The organism is Vibrio sp. ABG19 (assembly GCF_029962385.1).
Taxonomy (GTDB): domain Bacteria; phylum Pseudomonadota; class Gammaproteobacteria; order Enterobacterales; family Vibrionaceae; genus Vibrio; species Vibrio ostreae.
In genome coordinates, this window is record NZ_CP071708.1 from 2,456,352 (window position 1) to 2,470,539 (window position 14,188).

14 protein-coding genes and 1 tRNA gene are annotated in these 14,188 nt (G+C 49.1%); 14 read left to right on the forward strand and 1 reads right to left on the reverse strand.

All coding sequences use genetic code 11. The annotated features are described in order from the left end of the window. The first annotated feature begins 179 nt into the window (after nucleotides 1-179). The 8 genes from ybgC (at nucleotide 180) to nadA (ending at nucleotide 6,804) form a co-directional block, all read left to right on the forward strand. Nucleotides 180-587, forward strand: a complete 408-nt coding sequence (ybgC, locus tag J0X00_RS17525) for a tol-pal system-associated acyl-CoA thioesterase (RefSeq protein WP_136484183.1) — start codon at nucleotides 180-182, stop codon at nucleotides 585-587. Continuing rightward, a complete protein-coding gene (gene tolQ / locus J0X00_RS17530; RefSeq protein WP_136484182.1) occupies nucleotides 577-1,260 on the forward strand; it encodes a protein TolQ in 684 nt (227 codons plus the stop codon). The genes ybgC and tolQ overlap by 11 nt, the downstream gene beginning before the upstream one ends. A gap of 3 nt (nucleotides 1,261-1,263) precedes the next feature. Then, complete coding sequence (tolR, locus tag J0X00_RS17535; protein ID WP_136484181.1) at nucleotides 1,264-1,707, forward strand: protein TolR; 444 nt, start codon at nucleotides 1,264-1,266, stop codon at nucleotides 1,705-1,707. 14 nt (nucleotides 1,708-1,721) lie between these two features. After that, nucleotides 1,722-2,831, forward strand: a complete 1,110-nt coding sequence (tolA, locus tag J0X00_RS17540; RefSeq protein ID WP_282477326.1) for a cell envelope integrity protein TolA — start codon at nucleotides 1,722-1,724, stop codon at nucleotides 2,829-2,831. 57 nt (nucleotides 2,832-2,888) lie between these two features. Further along, complete coding sequence (gene tolB / locus J0X00_RS17545; protein ID WP_282478318.1) at nucleotides 2,889-4,208, forward strand: Tol-Pal system beta propeller repeat protein TolB; 1,320 nt, start codon at nucleotides 2,889-2,891, stop codon at nucleotides 4,206-4,208. A gap of 31 nt (nucleotides 4,209-4,239) precedes the next feature. Further along, on the forward strand, nucleotides 4,240-4,779 hold the full coding sequence (gene pal / locus J0X00_RS17550) for a peptidoglycan-associated lipoprotein Pal (RefSeq protein ID WP_136484178.1): 540 nt from the start codon (nucleotides 4,240-4,242) through the stop codon (nucleotides 4,777-4,779). Nucleotides 4,780-4,797: 18 nt separating this feature from the next. Next, nucleotides 4,798-5,574: a tol-pal system protein YbgF gene (gene ybgF / locus J0X00_RS17555; RefSeq protein WP_136484397.1), complete on the forward strand. Its 777-nt coding sequence runs from the start codon at nucleotides 4,798-4,800 to the stop codon at nucleotides 5,572-5,574. A 168-nt stretch (nucleotides 5,575-5,742) separates the two neighbouring features. Next, entirely contained in the window at nucleotides 5,743-6,804 is a 1,062-nt protein-coding gene (nadA, locus tag J0X00_RS17560; RefSeq protein WP_136484177.1) for a quinolinate synthase NadA, read from the forward strand. 165 nt (nucleotides 6,805-6,969) lie between these two features. Here the strand turns inward: nadA and J0X00_RS17565 are convergent, their stop codons facing one another. After that, nucleotides 6,970-7,539, reverse strand: coding sequence for a UPF0149 family protein (locus J0X00_RS17565; RefSeq protein WP_136484176.1), 570 nt, complete (start codon nucleotides 7,537-7,539; stop codon nucleotides 6,970-6,972). Nucleotides 7,540-7,754: 215 nt separating this feature from the next. Here J0X00_RS17565 and J0X00_RS17570 point away from each other — a divergent pair, with 215 nt between their 5' ends. The 6 genes from J0X00_RS17570 (at nucleotide 7,755) to J0X00_RS17595 (ending at nucleotide 14,144) form a co-directional block, all read left to right on the forward strand. Continuing rightward, complete coding sequence (locus J0X00_RS17570; RefSeq protein WP_282477327.1) at nucleotides 7,755-10,178, forward strand: hybrid sensor histidine kinase/response regulator; 2,424 nt, start codon at nucleotides 7,755-7,757, stop codon at nucleotides 10,176-10,178. Nucleotides 10,179-10,415: 237 nt separating this feature from the next. Then, nucleotides 10,416-10,865: an L-alanine exporter AlaE gene (locus J0X00_RS17575; RefSeq protein ID WP_218563274.1), complete on the forward strand. Its 450-nt coding sequence runs from the start codon at nucleotides 10,416-10,418 to the stop codon at nucleotides 10,863-10,865. Between the two features lie 136 nt (nucleotides 10,866-11,001). Next, nucleotides 11,002-11,089 (forward strand) — tRNA-Ser (locus J0X00_RS17580). Nucleotides 11,090-11,140: 51 nt separating this feature from the next. Then, nucleotides 11,141-12,007 carry a DUF6538 domain-containing protein gene (locus tag J0X00_RS17585; RefSeq protein ID WP_282477328.1) on the forward strand — a complete coding sequence of 289 codons (867 nt, stop codon included), beginning with the start codon at nucleotides 11,141-11,143 and terminating at the stop codon, nucleotides 12,005-12,007. Nucleotides 12,008-12,067: 60 nt separating this feature from the next. Continuing rightward, a protein-coding gene (locus tag J0X00_RS17590) for an IS3 family transposase (protein ID WP_282477329.1) occupies nucleotides 12,068-13,245 on the forward strand; the annotation gives its coding sequence in 2 pieces (ribosomal slippage) (nucleotides 12,068-12,335 and nucleotides 12,335-13,245; 1,179 coding nt in all). A 50-nt stretch (nucleotides 13,246-13,295) separates the two neighbouring features. Beyond that, nucleotides 13,296-14,144 (forward strand): HNH endonuclease signature motif containing protein, encoded by an 849-nt coding sequence (locus J0X00_RS17595; RefSeq protein ID WP_282477330.1) that lies wholly within the window; start codon nucleotides 13,296-13,298, stop codon nucleotides 14,142-14,144. The last annotated feature ends 44 nt before the right edge of the window (nucleotides 14,145-14,188 follow it).

The window sequence follows — 14,188 nt, forward strand, 5'->3', positions numbered from 1 at the left end:
GTTGATGATTTATCTGAATAAGCGCTTTCTCTCTGAGTCAGCGCTTATTTTTTTAGCAATTGTCCGTGATATTTTAGTCCTGAGCCGCTAAATCTGGTTCAGGCCCTTGTACTAACCGCGATCAGATGCGTTATAGTAACCTATTGATCAAACATCGAGTGACTCGGTATACGCCCATTATGCAAGTATTTCACTGGCCCATTACCATTTATTATGAAGATACCGACGCCGGCGGCGTGGTGTACCATTCCAATTACCTCAAATTTTTTGAACGTGCCCGAACCGAAATGCTGCGCGCCATCGGCGTGTCACAGCAGGTTTTGCTGGAACAAAGGGTAGGTTTTGTTGTCCGACATGCTGAGATCGACTTTAAGCAAGGCGCACGTCTTGACGATCAACTGACCGTCGTAACCTCAATTGCTGACTTAAAAAAGGCCTCTCTGACCTTCTGTCAAGAGCTGGTCAATCCTGAAGGGCAACTATTGTGTAAAGCAATAGTTAAGGTAGCATGTATCGACAATGAGAAGATGAAACCCAAGGCGATGCCTCAATCAATTATTTTGGAGTTAACCCATAGTGACTGCTGATATTTCAATCCTCGACCTATTTTTGCAGGCCAGTTTCCTGGTGAAAGTGGTGATGCTTATCCTTTTGGGAATGTCGATTGTGTCATGGGCCATGATCATCAAACGCAGTAAGGTGCTTGCACAGGCTACCCGCAGCGCGGAAGCATTTGAAGATAAATTCTGGTCTGGCAGTGATTTGTCGGTACTGTACCAGGATGTCAAAAAGCGTCGTGATGAACTGTTCGGAACCGAAGAGATTTTCTATTCAGGTTTCACCGAATTTGCCCGCCTGCGTAAAACCAACGCAGCTCACCCTGATTATGTTATGGAAGGCACCGGCCGCGCGATGCGTGTTGCCGTTGCGCGTGAAGTGGACGAACTGGAAACCAGCTTGCCGTTTCTGGCGACGGTTGGCTCGATCAGCCCGTATATCGGCCTGTTCGGTACTGTATGGGGCATCATGCATGCATTTATCGCACTGGGCGAAGTGAAGCAGGCGACGCTGGCGATGGTTGCACCGGGTATTGCTGAGGCGTTGATCGCGACGGCAATGGGACTGTTTGCTGCGATTCCCGCGGTGATGGCCTACAACCGCCTGAGTAACAAAGTCGGCAAACTGGAACACGGTTACGCCACGTTCTCGGAAGAGTTTCACAGCATCTTGCACCGTCAGGCGATGGCAGGTAAGGAATAAGCGATGGCAGGTTATCAACCGAAAAAACGGAAGATGACGGCTGAGATTAACGTCGTGCCCTATATCGATGTGATGTTGGTACTGTTAATCATTTTTATGGTCACATCGCCTTTTATTACCCAGGGCGTCGACGTTGAACTGCCAAAAACTTCCACCGCCAAGCCGGCCTCGGAACTCGCTGGTGACAGCGATGCCAGCTTTATCATTGTTGAAATTGATAAAGACGGCAATCTTGGCCTGAGCGTGAACGATGAAGATGTGCAACGTGGTTTGTCGCTGCAGGATGTCATTGTGCGCATCAAGGCGGAACGCTCCATCAATCCGAATTCACCGGTTGCGGTCGGTGGTGATCGGGCGACGCCGTACGCGGATGTGGTCCTGGTGCTGGATGAATTGAGTCAGGCAGGTATCCCGAAAGTGGGCTTGCTGACGGATATCAAGGAATAGGCCACAGACTGCCCATGAAAGAGAACAAATCGAAAAACAACGATTTCAAGAAACCGCTGGTTGTTTCGGTTGCATTACATGCGGCATTAGTCGCGGCGCTGCTGTGGGGCACTGATTTCAATATGTCCAAACCTGAGCCGAGTGGCAACATGGTTGAAGCTGTGGTGATTGACCCAAATCTGGTCAAACAGCAGGCGCAGCAGATCCGCAACCAGCGTGAAGCGGCAGCAAAACAGGAGCAGGAGCGCCTGGACAAATTGCGCCGTGAAAGCGAACAACTGGAAAAAAGCCGCAAAGCGGAAGAAGAACGAATTCGCCAGCTGAAAGAGCAGCAAGCCAACGAAGCGAAAGCGGCCCGTGAGGCTGAAAAAGAGCGCCAGCAGAAAGAGCAGGAACGCAAAGTAGCGGCCGAAAAAGCCCGAGCTGAGCAGGAACGTGCTGCAAAAGCAGAAGCTGAGCGCAAAGCCAAAGAACAAGCTGCGGCCAAAGCCGAAGCAGAGCGTGCCGCTAAAGCGAAAGCCGCTGCTGAAGCAAAAGCCGCCGCCGAAGCGAAAGCAGAACAAGAGCGCATCGCGCGTGAGAAAGCCGCAAAAGAAGCGGAAGAAAAAGCGCGTCGTGAGCGTGAAGCTGCTGCCGCCAAAGCTGAGCAGGAACGATTAGCGAAAGAGAAAGCCGCGAAAGAGAAGGCTGCGAAAGAAGCGGCTGAAAAGGCTCGTCTGGAGAAAGAGCGGGCGGCGCGTGCCGAACGTGAGCGTAAAGAGCAGGAAGCGGCTTTGAATGATATTTTCTCCGGCCTGGAATCTGAAGCACAAAGTAACTCTGCAGCTCGCAACCGACACTTGGATGATGAAAAATCACGTTTCATCAGCATCTATAAGCAAACGGTGCAAAGAAACCTGTTGATGGAAGATTCTTATCGGGGGCGAGAGTGTGTTTTGAATATTAAACTTACTCCAGCGGGCGGAAACAAAGCCTTTGTTCGCTCTGCTTCAATTATTGAAGGGCCCTCTGGACTCTGCGCCGCGGCAAAAGCGGCAGTAGTGAAAGCGAGAGAGTTTGATTTCCCTAAGGATCCAGAGTTACAGGCTTTGTTCCGGGATTTTAATTTTAAGTTTACTCCTTAATTTAATAATGGGATTTGTATGTTTATTAAAGGGAATACACTAAGAGCCTTATCTTTGATGGTAATGTTCTTCTCCAGTTTTGCCTTCGCCAAGCTGGAAATCGTCATCACAGACGGTATTGACTCAGCGCGTCCAATCGCGATTGTCCCGTTCAAATGGGAAGGCGCCAATCGATTACCTCAGGATGTCTCGGGTGTGATTGCCTCTGACTTACAGCGCAGTGGTAAGTTCAGCCCGATTCCGACCAACAAAATGCCGCAAACCCCCTACACCGAGAGCGATGTAAAATTTGATGCCTGGAGTAGTCTGGGTGTGGACGCACTGCTGACCGGCAGCATCAGCCAAAATGCGGAAGGTAACTATGTGATTCGCTACCAGCTGGTCGATGTGGTGCGTGGCCAGCTGACCCAAGGTCAGAGCCGCGCTTTAAGCGCAGACGGTAATTTGGTGGAGTCTAAAGATCATGTTCTGCTGAACAAGGTCGCGACCGTTCCGGCGCAGCGCATGCGTGAATACGCACACCGCATCTCTGATCTGGTCTACGAAGAGCTAACCGGAGAGCGTGGAGCGTTTCTGACCCGTATTGCTTACGTGGTTGTCAACGATAAGGATGACTACCCGTACCAGCTGCGTGTGGCAGACTACGACGGCTACAACGAACGCCTAGTACTGCGTTCTAAACAGCCGCTGATGTCACCTTCCTGGTCACCGGACGGCAAGACGCTGGCGTACGTGAGTTTCCAGAACGGCCAGGCCGAAATCTTCATGATGAACATCTATACCGGTAAGCGTGAGAAACTGACTTCATACCCACGTCACAATGGTGCACCAAAATTCTCACCGGATGGTAAAACCATGGCATTGGTGTTGTCGAAAACCGGAACCCTGCAAGTGTATACTCTGGATCTGGCGACCCGTAAGCTGACTCAGGTCACGCATGGTCGTTCGAACAATACCGAACCATTTTGGAATCCGAATGGTCAGTCATTGATATTTACTTCGGATCGGGGTGGTAAACCACAGATTTATCAAGTAAATTTGGCTGATGGTTCGACAAAACGTCTGACTTGGCAAGGTAGTCAAAACTTGGGTGGTCAAATTACACCGGATGGTCGATTCCTGGTTATGGTGAATCGCAGCAATTCCGGTTTCAATTTGGCAAAACAAGATCTTGAGACCGGTTCGGTACAAATTCTGACCAAGACGCTGTTGGATGAATCGCCAAGCATTGCACCGAATGGTGGCATGGTCGTTTACAGTTCTATCTATAACAAAACAAACGTATTGTCGATGGTTTCAATAGATGGACGATTTAAAGCTAGATTACCGGCAACAAACGGGCGCGTAAGAGCTCCTGCTTGGTCTCCGTTTTTATAGCAACTAACTATTACATAGTAAGGAAAATAAGATGCAACTTAACAAAGTTCTTAAAGGGCTACTGATTGCGCTACCTGTTCTAGCAGTGACTGCATGTAGTTCAAGCGACGAAGCAACAGGCGCCGCTGGTTCTGAAACCAACCAAACTACATCAGGTTCAGCAAACAACATGGACACCACGGTTGTTTCGCCAATGGATGAGAATGCACAACTTTCTGAGCAAGAGCTGAAAGAACAGGCTCTGCGTGAAACTCAAACTATTTACTTCGCATTCGACAACGCAACTATCGCGAGCGACTACGAAGACATGCTGGCTGCACACGCAGCATACCTGAGCAAAAACCCAGGCATGAAGGTGACTATCGAAGGTCACGCTGATGAACGTGGTACGCCAGAGTACAACATCGCACTGGGCGAGCGTCGTGCACAAGCCGTATCTAAATACCTGCAGGCGCTGGGTGTTCAGGCTGAGCAAATCTCTATCGTAAGCTACGGTGAAGAGAAGCCACTACTTCTTGGCCAGAGCGAAGAAGTATACTCTAAGAACCGCCGTGCAGTTCTAGTGTACTAATAATCGAGGATGAACCTCATGTTCAGTAACTTAAAGCGCGTATTCACGCTTACGTTACTGGCAAGTGCAGCGAGCGCTTCGTTCGCTGCACCAGCTCCAGTATCGGACCTTAGTAACAGTAGCCAACTTTCCTCCACTCGTTCGGCTTCGTCCGAAAGCGATGTGCAACGGTTAGAGCGCCTGCTGGATAACCGCAATCGTGTTCAGTTGCAAATGCAAAAGCAATTGGACGATATGTCCCTGGAAATGAACAATTTACGCGGTCAAATCGAACGTAATAACTACGATATGCAGCAGATGCAACAGCGCCAGCGTGAACTGTTTGTTGAGCTCGACAAAGTTCGTAGTGAAATCAAATCCCGACCAGCGCCTGCTGCCGCCGCTAACAGCGCGCAACAGGAACTTGTGGATGGTACGTTCAGCAGCGATGCGGATGAACAGGCCGCTTATCAGAACGCCGTCGATTTGATTTTGAAAAAGCGTGATTATGCTGGCGCAATTGCCGCGTTTAAAAAATTTCAGAGCGACTACCCTGACTCCTCATTTGCGCCTAATACGCACTATTGGTTGGGACAACTTTACTTTGCCAAGAAGCAAGACACCGACGCCGCGAAGAGCTTTGGCGCTGTGCTAGCCTACAAAGACTCAAACAAACGTGCGGATGCGATGGTGAAGCTGGGCGATATCGCCAAACGTAATAATAATGCAGAGCAGGCAAACAAATATTACCAGCAAGTTGTGGATGAATATCCCGACAGCGCTTCGGCCAGCCTGGCCAAAGAAAATCTTAAGTGATGCTGATTTGTTGATTCTGCGAAGGCCGCGTATGCGGCCTTTTTGTTATCTGAATATTGTGAATTATTGATTGCCTGAATTGCCAACCCAGGCCGGAATCACTTTTGCCTATCGCTGAGGTTACGGTGTACAATGCGCGGATTAAAGGAAGTTGCGTAGAGCAGAGCAATGAGTCATATACTGGATAAGATTGATACGGTTTACCCGTTCCCACCAAAACCGATCCCGTTAACAGATCAAGAAAAACAGACCTATATCGCGAGCATCAAACAGCTGCTGCAAGAAAAAGACGCTGTGCTGATTGCCCACTATTACACGGACCCTGAAATTCAGGCTCTGGCGGAAGAGACTGGCGGCTTCGTCGGTGATTCTCTGGAAATGGCTAAGTTCGGTAACCGCCACCCGGCCAGCACACTGATTATTGCCGGTGTGCGTTTTATGGGTGAGTCGGCAAAAATCCTGACTCCGGAAAAACGGATCCTGATGCCGACGCTTGATGCCGAGTGTTCACTGGATCTGGGTTGCCCGGCGGACAAGTTTACCGAGTTCTGTGATGCGCACCCTGACCATACCGTTGTGGTTTATGCCAACACCTCAGCCGCAGTGAAAGCGCGTGCGGACTGGGTTGTTACCTCGAGCATCGCCCTGGAAATCGTTGAGCATCTTGATGGCGAAGATAAAAAAATTATCTGGGGCCCGGATCGTCACCTGGGTTCTTACATCGCTGATAAAACCGGTGCTGACATGCTGTTGTGGCAGGGTGAGTGCGTGGTGCACGATGAGTTCTCCGCTGACGCGCTGAAAAAAATGAAAGCGCTCTATCCGGATGCGGCAATTCTGGTTCACCCTGAGTCACCATCCAGTGTGGTCGAACTGGCCGACGCGGTTGGTTCAACCAGCCAGTTGATCAAGGCGGCCAAATCACTGCCACAGCAAAAAATGATCGTTGCTACCGATAAAGGCATCTTCTTCAAGATGCAGCAAATGGTGCCGGAAAAAGAGCTGATTGAAGCCCCAACCGCCGGTGCCGGCGCGACGTGCCGCAGCTGTGCGCATTGCCCCTGGATGGCGATGAACGGCCTGAAAGCGATTGAGAAAGCACTGCGTGATGGCGGCGAAGAGCACGAAATCTTTGTTGATGAAGCGCTGCGAGTGAAATCGCTGATCCCGCTGAACCGCATGCTCGATTTTGCTGAGCAGCTCAACATGCAAGTCAAAGGCAACGCCTGATTTGATTTGTTATCGCCGTGACACAATCTGGCGCGGCATCTGACCGTCAGACGGCAAACATTATCTAGACAGCAAACATTATAAAGCCCGCTTTTGTTGAAGCGGGCTTTTTCTATGATGCGCAGTCCTAAAGCAAAAACGCAAAATAGCCTGATAGGCCGGAGCTTACATTTGTTCTGCCAGCGCCACGCCACGCTGGGTCAGGCCGCACAGCATGACCGGAATGGCGTGGTAAATTTCTTCGAATTGGTCGAGACCTTCCAGACCTTGCTCAGACAAGGTCGCCAGCGAGGTTTCCGGATCGAACAGCATGCTCAGTGACAGCAGGACTCCACCCAGCAGCGCGTTGTCCTGGCTCTCTTGTGGCATCAGCACTTCCCAGTCGTCACGGGTTAATTGCCAGCCTTGCAGAACGCCTTCACACAAATCACGTGCAGCCTGATTCACAATCTCAGCTTCGTCCAGCTCACAGCCTTCCGGCCAGGCCCAGCTGCCTTCCAGCAGTGCTGCGCGATACAGATTCCACATATCGATGATAGTTTGAAAATAGCTTTCCATCAGTTCAGCATCTTTGAACGGTGCGACCTCTTCGCCGCCCCACAAAAATGGCAACCACTCTTCCGGTGGCAGAATATTCGGCGCGGAGGCCATTGCGGTGACAAAACCACGGGTTTTCGCTTCGCCCAGCAGGCGGCCTTCAAGTTCAGGTAAGGAAAGAATGTCGTTTAAGGTCAAAATAGAGTTCCATGCTTATCTGGTGGAAATAAAGCGCCCATATTAACCTTAAACCACCGCTTAACGCGAGTGAGTTTGGCCTTGCGGCGACGAACGGCAGGACAAGTAAGCACTGCTTTAGTCACGAATTCAGATCCAGCCTGGTATAACTGAGGCAGTTTTTCACTATACTGGTTGCAGGATGCCAGCCTCAAACGGAAATAATTCAAACAGTTATGCAAATTCACTCCTCACTCAAACGCAAAAGTATGATAGCGCTGGCGGTGTACCTGTTTCTCTTTCTGGTCACCGCCGGCTCGGTAACGTATTGGGTTGTGGAAGCGCCGCTGCGCCAACAGGCGCAACAAAATTTTGATTTACGAACCCAGATGCTGGCGACGGAGATTCGCCAGCCACTCGAGAGCTCGCTCGGTGTACTGCAGAGTATTGTTAGTATTGGCCAGAGCGGGCGGGATCAAAGTGAGCAGGGACGTATGCTGCGCTCTCTGTTTGAAGTGCTGGACGGGGTTGTGATTAGCGGTGGAATCTGGCCAAAAGCGGGCACTGTTTCTACCAATAAGGAATTTGCCAGCCTGTTTTTTAACAAAGCGGCGGACGGCCAGGTCGATCAGCTCATTTCCTGGAATAACCCCGCCGCTGGCGGTTATAGCGGGGAAGACTGGTATTTGTCCGCAGTCGATAAACGTCCCGGCAAGGTTGTTTGGTCACCAGTCTATGTCGACTCTTACACCCAGGTGCCGATGATCACCGCTTCCATGCCTTATTACGTACAGGGCGAATCTGCCGGAGTCGCAACGGTTGATATTTCCCTGGAAGGCTTTACGGATTTCATCAAAGCGCAGACAGAAGAGTATGGTCTGGGAGTCAGGCTGCGCGATGCGATGGGCTCGATTATCACCGAGCATAATTTTCGCTTACGTGAAGATGCTTATATTACCCACTACCCATTCAGTGAATATGATTGGCATCTCGATGTGGTCAATGCCGATAGATTAATTAAGGATCAAGTGTTTGAACTGGTCACCCGGGTAGAGCAGGGGCTGATCCCGCTGTTGTTGTTGTGCGTCATGCTGGGCTATTACCTGATCAATCGCTACCTGATTAACCCGGTGGTGGTGATTGCGCGCCAGGTCGATGAATCCCGCGAGGGGGGAATCATAGAGGTGAACTACAACAGTCAGGACGAGATTCGCTATCTGATCGATACATTTAACCAGAAAACCGTGTATCTCGAGGCAGAGCGAATCAAGGCCCAGGCTTCAACGCAGGCGAAAAGTGCCTTTTTCGCCACGCTCTCTCATGAAATCCGTACACCAATGAACGGAGTACTGGGCACCGCACAGATCCTGCTAAAAGGCGATCTGCAACCTCGCCAGCGCCAGCAAATGAAAAGCTTGTATGAATCAGGCGAGCACATGATGACGCTGCTGAACGAAATTCTGGATTTCTCAAAAATCGAGCAGGGGCGCCTCGAGCTCGATTACAGCGCGTTTTCACTGGAATCGATCATAGGCAGTATCACCAGTGTTTATTCAACCCTGTGCAACGAAAAAGGGCTACAGTTCAAAGTCTATAACAATATAGAAGACAATCGCTGGTATTACTCGGATAAAGCCCGCCTGCGCCAGATTCTGTTTAACCTCCTCAACAATGCCGTGAAATTTACCCATCGCGGCCTGGTTGAAGTGACGTTTACTGAAGAGCAGCAACATGAACAGCTCTATCTGAGTATGCAAATTCGTGACACCGGGATCGGGATTGCCAAAGAGGCGCAGGACAAAATCTTCAAGCCGTTTGAACAGGAAGAGTCTTCCACCACCCGGCGCTTTGGCGGCACCGGACTTGGCCTGGCCATCGTTAAACAAATCGCCGAGGTATTGGGAGGCAGCGTCAGCGTTATCAGCGAAGTCGGCATCGGCAGTAATTTTATCGTCCGGGTCGCCGTGGATAAGGCAGAGCCTCAAGTCGCGGCAGATAAGCCCTCACGCCATATTCACTGCACCGGGTTGAGCGTGCTGATCGTTGAAGACAACCGCACCAACAGCATCATTCTCGAAGCCTTTATGAAGAACAAAGGTTTCGACTGCACCTGTGTGGATAATGGCGCTCTGGCGATCAAAGCGGTGCAGGAGCGCTGCTTCGATTTGGTGTTAATGGATAACCATATGCCGGTCAAAGATGGCATTTCCGCCATTGATGGTATCCGGCGTCTTAATGTCCGACAGTCTGGTGTGCTCATCTTTGGTTGCACCGCTGATGTGTTTCGTGAAACCCGTGAGCAGATGCTTAATGCCGGTGCGGATGCCATTATCGCTAAGCCTATCGATGAGAACGAGCTGGATGATGCGCTGTACCGATTCACCAACAAACTGTATCAGTTCCGCTCTGGTGCCAGTTTACCGACCTTCTCTGGGAACACTGAAGAGCTGCTGGTTCAGCTCTATATTGCGCTGGATAACCGTTCGACCGAAGCAGCCGTCAGCATACTGCACAACTTGCAGCAGTCACTGGAACTGCCTGACAATCATTCTCTGTCGCAGAGTATACAGTCTTTGCTTTCTCACCTGTGTCGGAAACGCCTGCCTCCAGCCAAAGAACTGGACGTTCTTACCGTACTACTGACGGATTTTTGTAATTAAATTACATAACCGGCATTTAGATAAACGATTGCTTGTTAAACGCTTGTAAAATCAGCGTTAGATGCTACTTCGTGCTTTCTTTTTGGTAGTTTATTTACCATTCGAATTTAAAAACGGAACCTAAAACTATTATTGTTGTGATTTAATAGCGCCATAAACTGGTATTAAAACAATATCCAGTAATATGTTTTACAAAAGTCGCAATTTTATAGTTTTATGTTTTATTTGAGGATGTAAATGAAAGCACGTGGTCCTTTTTGTATCAGGCACGCGGCGGCGGACACTTTCGCTATGGTGGTGTTTTGCTTTGTAGCCGGCATGATCATCGAAATTTTTGTTTCCGGGATGAGTTTTGAGCAATCCCTGGCTTCACGCACCTTATCCATTCCGGTCAATATCGCGATTGCATGGCCCTATGGTGTGTTTCGCGACTTTTTCCTGCGTCAGGGGAGAAGGCTGTCTGAGGGTAGCGTTATGAAGAATATCGCGGACCTGGTGGCTTACGTGCTGTTTCAGTCCCCGGTATATGCCGCGATTCTTTATACAGTGGGCGCATCGACTGACCAAATCATCACGGCGGTGGCGAGTAACGCTGCGATTTCCTGCGGCATGGGTGTGTTGTACGGCCATTTCCTCGATCTATGCCGCCGCTGGTTTCGCGTGCCTGGCTACTATCAGAGTGTGTAATCGTCGTTTAATTGCACGAATAAGACAATTAGTAGACAAACAAACCACTAGGGGCGATTTTTTTTAGTTTTGCACTTGACCATTCCCAGCATAATCATTAAATTAGCGCCTCGTTAGCCGATGAGGTTAACGCACCGGTGAGTTGTCCGAGTGGCTGAAGGAGCACGCCTGGAAAGTGTGTATACGGCAACGTATCGAGAGTTCGAATCTCTCACTCACCGCCAATTTCTGCAAGCCCTTGTAGCGTAAGGAATCCTTATGTTACAGGGGCTTAGTTGTTTCTGGCGTGGCTACCTAGTGGTACAAAGGGTAGGTACAAATGGGCATCATCACCTCACAAACATCCTAGAACTGGGGTCCACTTCTTCAGAAGGGGCGTTCCGAAAGAGTTACGGGACACCATAGGTAAGATCGAGTTCAAAACATCACTACGCACCAAGAACCTCAAAGATGCCAAGCGTCTGTTTCCCGCTTATCTTGAAGAAGCTCAAAAGCAGATTGAGTTAGCTAAGCTGAAGCTGTTAGGCTCGTCTGATATCGAGCTGAATGCTATCGAATGTGCGATTATCGCTGAGCGATGGTATGAGCACGTTAAGGCCGATTTAGACGCTACAGGGGCCTATAGGGACGTCCTCAAGCTCACCCGTGACACTGACGGTAGTATTCACGAATTTGGTCTCTCTGATACCCTTCCACTAAGTGGTTATGAGATTGAGACCGCTACTAATAGCCAGCTTCAAGAGCTAGCGGAACACTTGAAAGAATTCATGCTGGAACAGCTCGACCGTGAAGGGTTGGTTGTCTCTATACTTAGTGATTCATTCCGGCGGTTGGCTGTTGCCTTCTACCACTACGTGCATCGCCTAGAAGCTTTATGCCGAGCACGTCACAAGCGGGACTTTGGTTATAACCCGATTTCTACGTCTATCGCGGGGAATCCTTTGTCTGTGTCCTCTCCAACGGTGAAACAAGTCTCTACAAGCCCTAGAGGTGCACAGAACCCTATATCAAAAGTGTTCGCGCGCTATGTGGAGTCTGCAACGCTTAGAGGAAAGGCCCCTCAGTCTCTCTCTGAGTACGGGCTTCAGATCGACCGCCTTATTGAGGTCATTGGGGATATCGATGTTACTGTAGTGGCATAGTGAATTTGGCCACCTGATTAGAGGTGTTAAGATACACCTCATAGAATGACAGGTGAAACTATGACTAAGCGAATCAGACGTACTTTCAGTGCGGAATTTAGACTCGAAGCAGCGCAACTTGTTCTCGACCAAAACTACACCGTTGTTGAAGCCGCAAAAGCCATGGGTGTGGGTAAATCGACAATGGATAAGTGGGTAAGGCAGCTCAAGCAAGAAAGAATGGGAGTAGCACCTCAAGCCTCACCAATGACACCAGAGCAGATTGAGATACGAGAGCTGAAGAAGAAACTTGCACGCCTTGAAGAGCACAATGAAATATTAAAAAAGGCTACAGCTCTCTTGATGTCGGATTCACTGAACAACTCGCGATAATCGAGAAACTCAGGCAGAGCTTTAATATAACCACCTTGTGTCATGTGTTCAGTGTCCACCGCAGCAGTTACAAATACTGGCGTTGTCGCCCTAAGCGTGTTTCTCCAGAGTTGGTGAAGCTAAAAAGTCTTATTAAAGAAGTTCATACAGCAAGCAACGGCTCTGCGGGTGCGAGAAGCATTGCCGACATGGTGACAGCTCAAGGTATAAAACTGACACGTTATCGAGCTTCTAAGATAATGAAATTATTAGGGCTGGTAAGCTGTCAAACACCGAAGCACCGATATCGAAAGGCATCACAAGAGCACGTAGAGATCCCCAACTATCTGTCTCGACAATTTGCCGTTACCGCTCCCAACCAAATCTGGGTAGGTGATGTGACGTATGTTTGGACGGGACAGCGCTGGATGTATCTTGCTGTTGTCATCGACCTGTTCGCGAGAAAGCCAATTGGTTGGGCGGTGTCAGTCTCGCCTGATAGCAAGTTGACAGGAAAGGCACTCTCTATGGCGTTTGAATCACGAGGTAAGCCCAAAGGCGTGATGTTCCACAGCGACCAAGGAAGTCATTACACCAGTCGTTCTTATCGGCAACTGTTGTGGCGTTATCAAATCAAGCAAAGCTTATCTAGGCGAGGTAATTGCTGGGACAACAGTCCGATGGAACGGTTCTTCAGAAGCTTAAAGACAGAATGGATACCCGTGTCGGGTTATCGGAGTTTTAGCGAAGCGAGAGAACATATAACTCGATACATCTCGGGCTACTACAGCCAACTCAGGCTACATCAATATAATGGTGGTCTAACACCCAATGAGTCTGAACGACTGTATTGGGAAAACTCTAAAACCGTGGCCAATTTTAGTTGACCACTACAGTATATACTTATTAGTATTTTCAGAACGAGGTCAGACCGGCTATGAAAATTGGAAAGTTAGTACAGACACTTCTACCCAAGGTGCTGGAGTATTGCGAGCAAAAAAATCACAATGAGTTCGAGCGTCTTTGCGATGCTGATTATTCCAAGCGCAATTTTAACCTTAACTTTCCTTTTTTGAATCCAATTAGCAGTCTTCCTTCGGATTTATCCAAGCGATACTGGACCCAAGTTTACTTGGTGCGTGGGCAAACTGTTCGTGCATGCAATCACTGGTTTGAAAAAGACGCGGTTTACTTTGCTAAGTACTTAAAACGGATCGGCATCGACTATGACCCATCTCCGTTGGAGAGTGAGTTACTCGAATCCAAAACAACCCCCTCGCGCAAGCTATCAGCACCAACTGCCAGAGCCAATAGCCGCTACCGTGGTAATGCGATAGGTAATGCTCAAAACCTAATAGTACGAAATATCCTTAGTAACCTTGGAACAGAGCAGTTTTCTGAAGAGGATTGGCAGGCAACCAAAGCCTACTTCAACCATCAATGTGCTTATTGTGGAGAGTCAAAGGAACTGGTGATTGAGCACGCAATTCCTATTAATAAGGTTTACCTAGGAGAGCATCGACTCGGAAATCTGGTACCGAGCTGTAGAGAATGTAATAGCGCAAAAGCAAGTAAAGATTTTCGTGAGTTTCTAGAAGGGCGGGATGACAAGATTGCGGTGATTGAATCTTATATGGACGAGAAAAACTACGTACCTCTAGAGAACAATGAGCAGGTGTCACTGATTCTCGAAATGGCATACCGTGAGGTTGGCACTGTGGCTGAGCGGTATATTACAATAATCAACGAGCTGTTTGTTAGTAACGATGATTCTTGCTGTTCATAGTTACACTTCACTATCGTGCTCGATGCTTTACTAGATTTATGCTA

Excerpts from the sequence above, each read along its gene's own strand:
- ybgC (WP_136484183.1), top strand. The coding sequence starts at position 180 with ATGCAAGTATTTCACTGGCCCATTACCATTTATTATGAAGATACCGAC.
- tolR (WP_136484181.1), top strand. The coding sequence starts at position 1,264 with ATGGCAGGTTATCAACCGAAAAAACGGAAGATGACGGCTGAGATTAAC.
- tolA (WP_282477326.1), top strand. The coding sequence starts at position 1,722 with ATGAAAGAGAACAAATCGAAAAACAACGATTTCAAGAAACCGCTGGTT.
- tolB (WP_282478318.1), top strand. The coding sequence starts at position 2,889 with ATGGTAATGTTCTTCTCCAGTTTTGCCTTCGCCAAGCTGGAAATCGTC.
- pal (WP_136484178.1), top strand. The coding sequence starts at position 4,240 with ATGCAACTTAACAAAGTTCTTAAAGGGCTACTGATTGCGCTACCTGTT.
- ybgF (WP_136484397.1), top strand. The coding sequence starts at position 4,798 with ATGTTCAGTAACTTAAAGCGCGTATTCACGCTTACGTTACTGGCAAGT.
- nadA (WP_136484177.1), top strand. The coding sequence starts at position 5,743 with ATGAGTCATATACTGGATAAGATTGATACGGTTTACCCGTTCCCACCA.
- J0X00_RS17570 (WP_282477327.1), top strand. The coding sequence starts at position 7,755 with ATGCAAATTCACTCCTCACTCAAACGCAAAAGTATGATAGCGCTGGCG.
- J0X00_RS17575 (WP_218563274.1), top strand. The coding sequence starts at position 10,416 with ATGAAAGCACGTGGTCCTTTTTGTATCAGGCACGCGGCGGCGGACACT.
- J0X00_RS17595 (WP_282477330.1), top strand. The coding sequence starts at position 13,296 with ATGAAAATTGGAAAGTTAGTACAGACACTTCTACCCAAGGTGCTGGAG.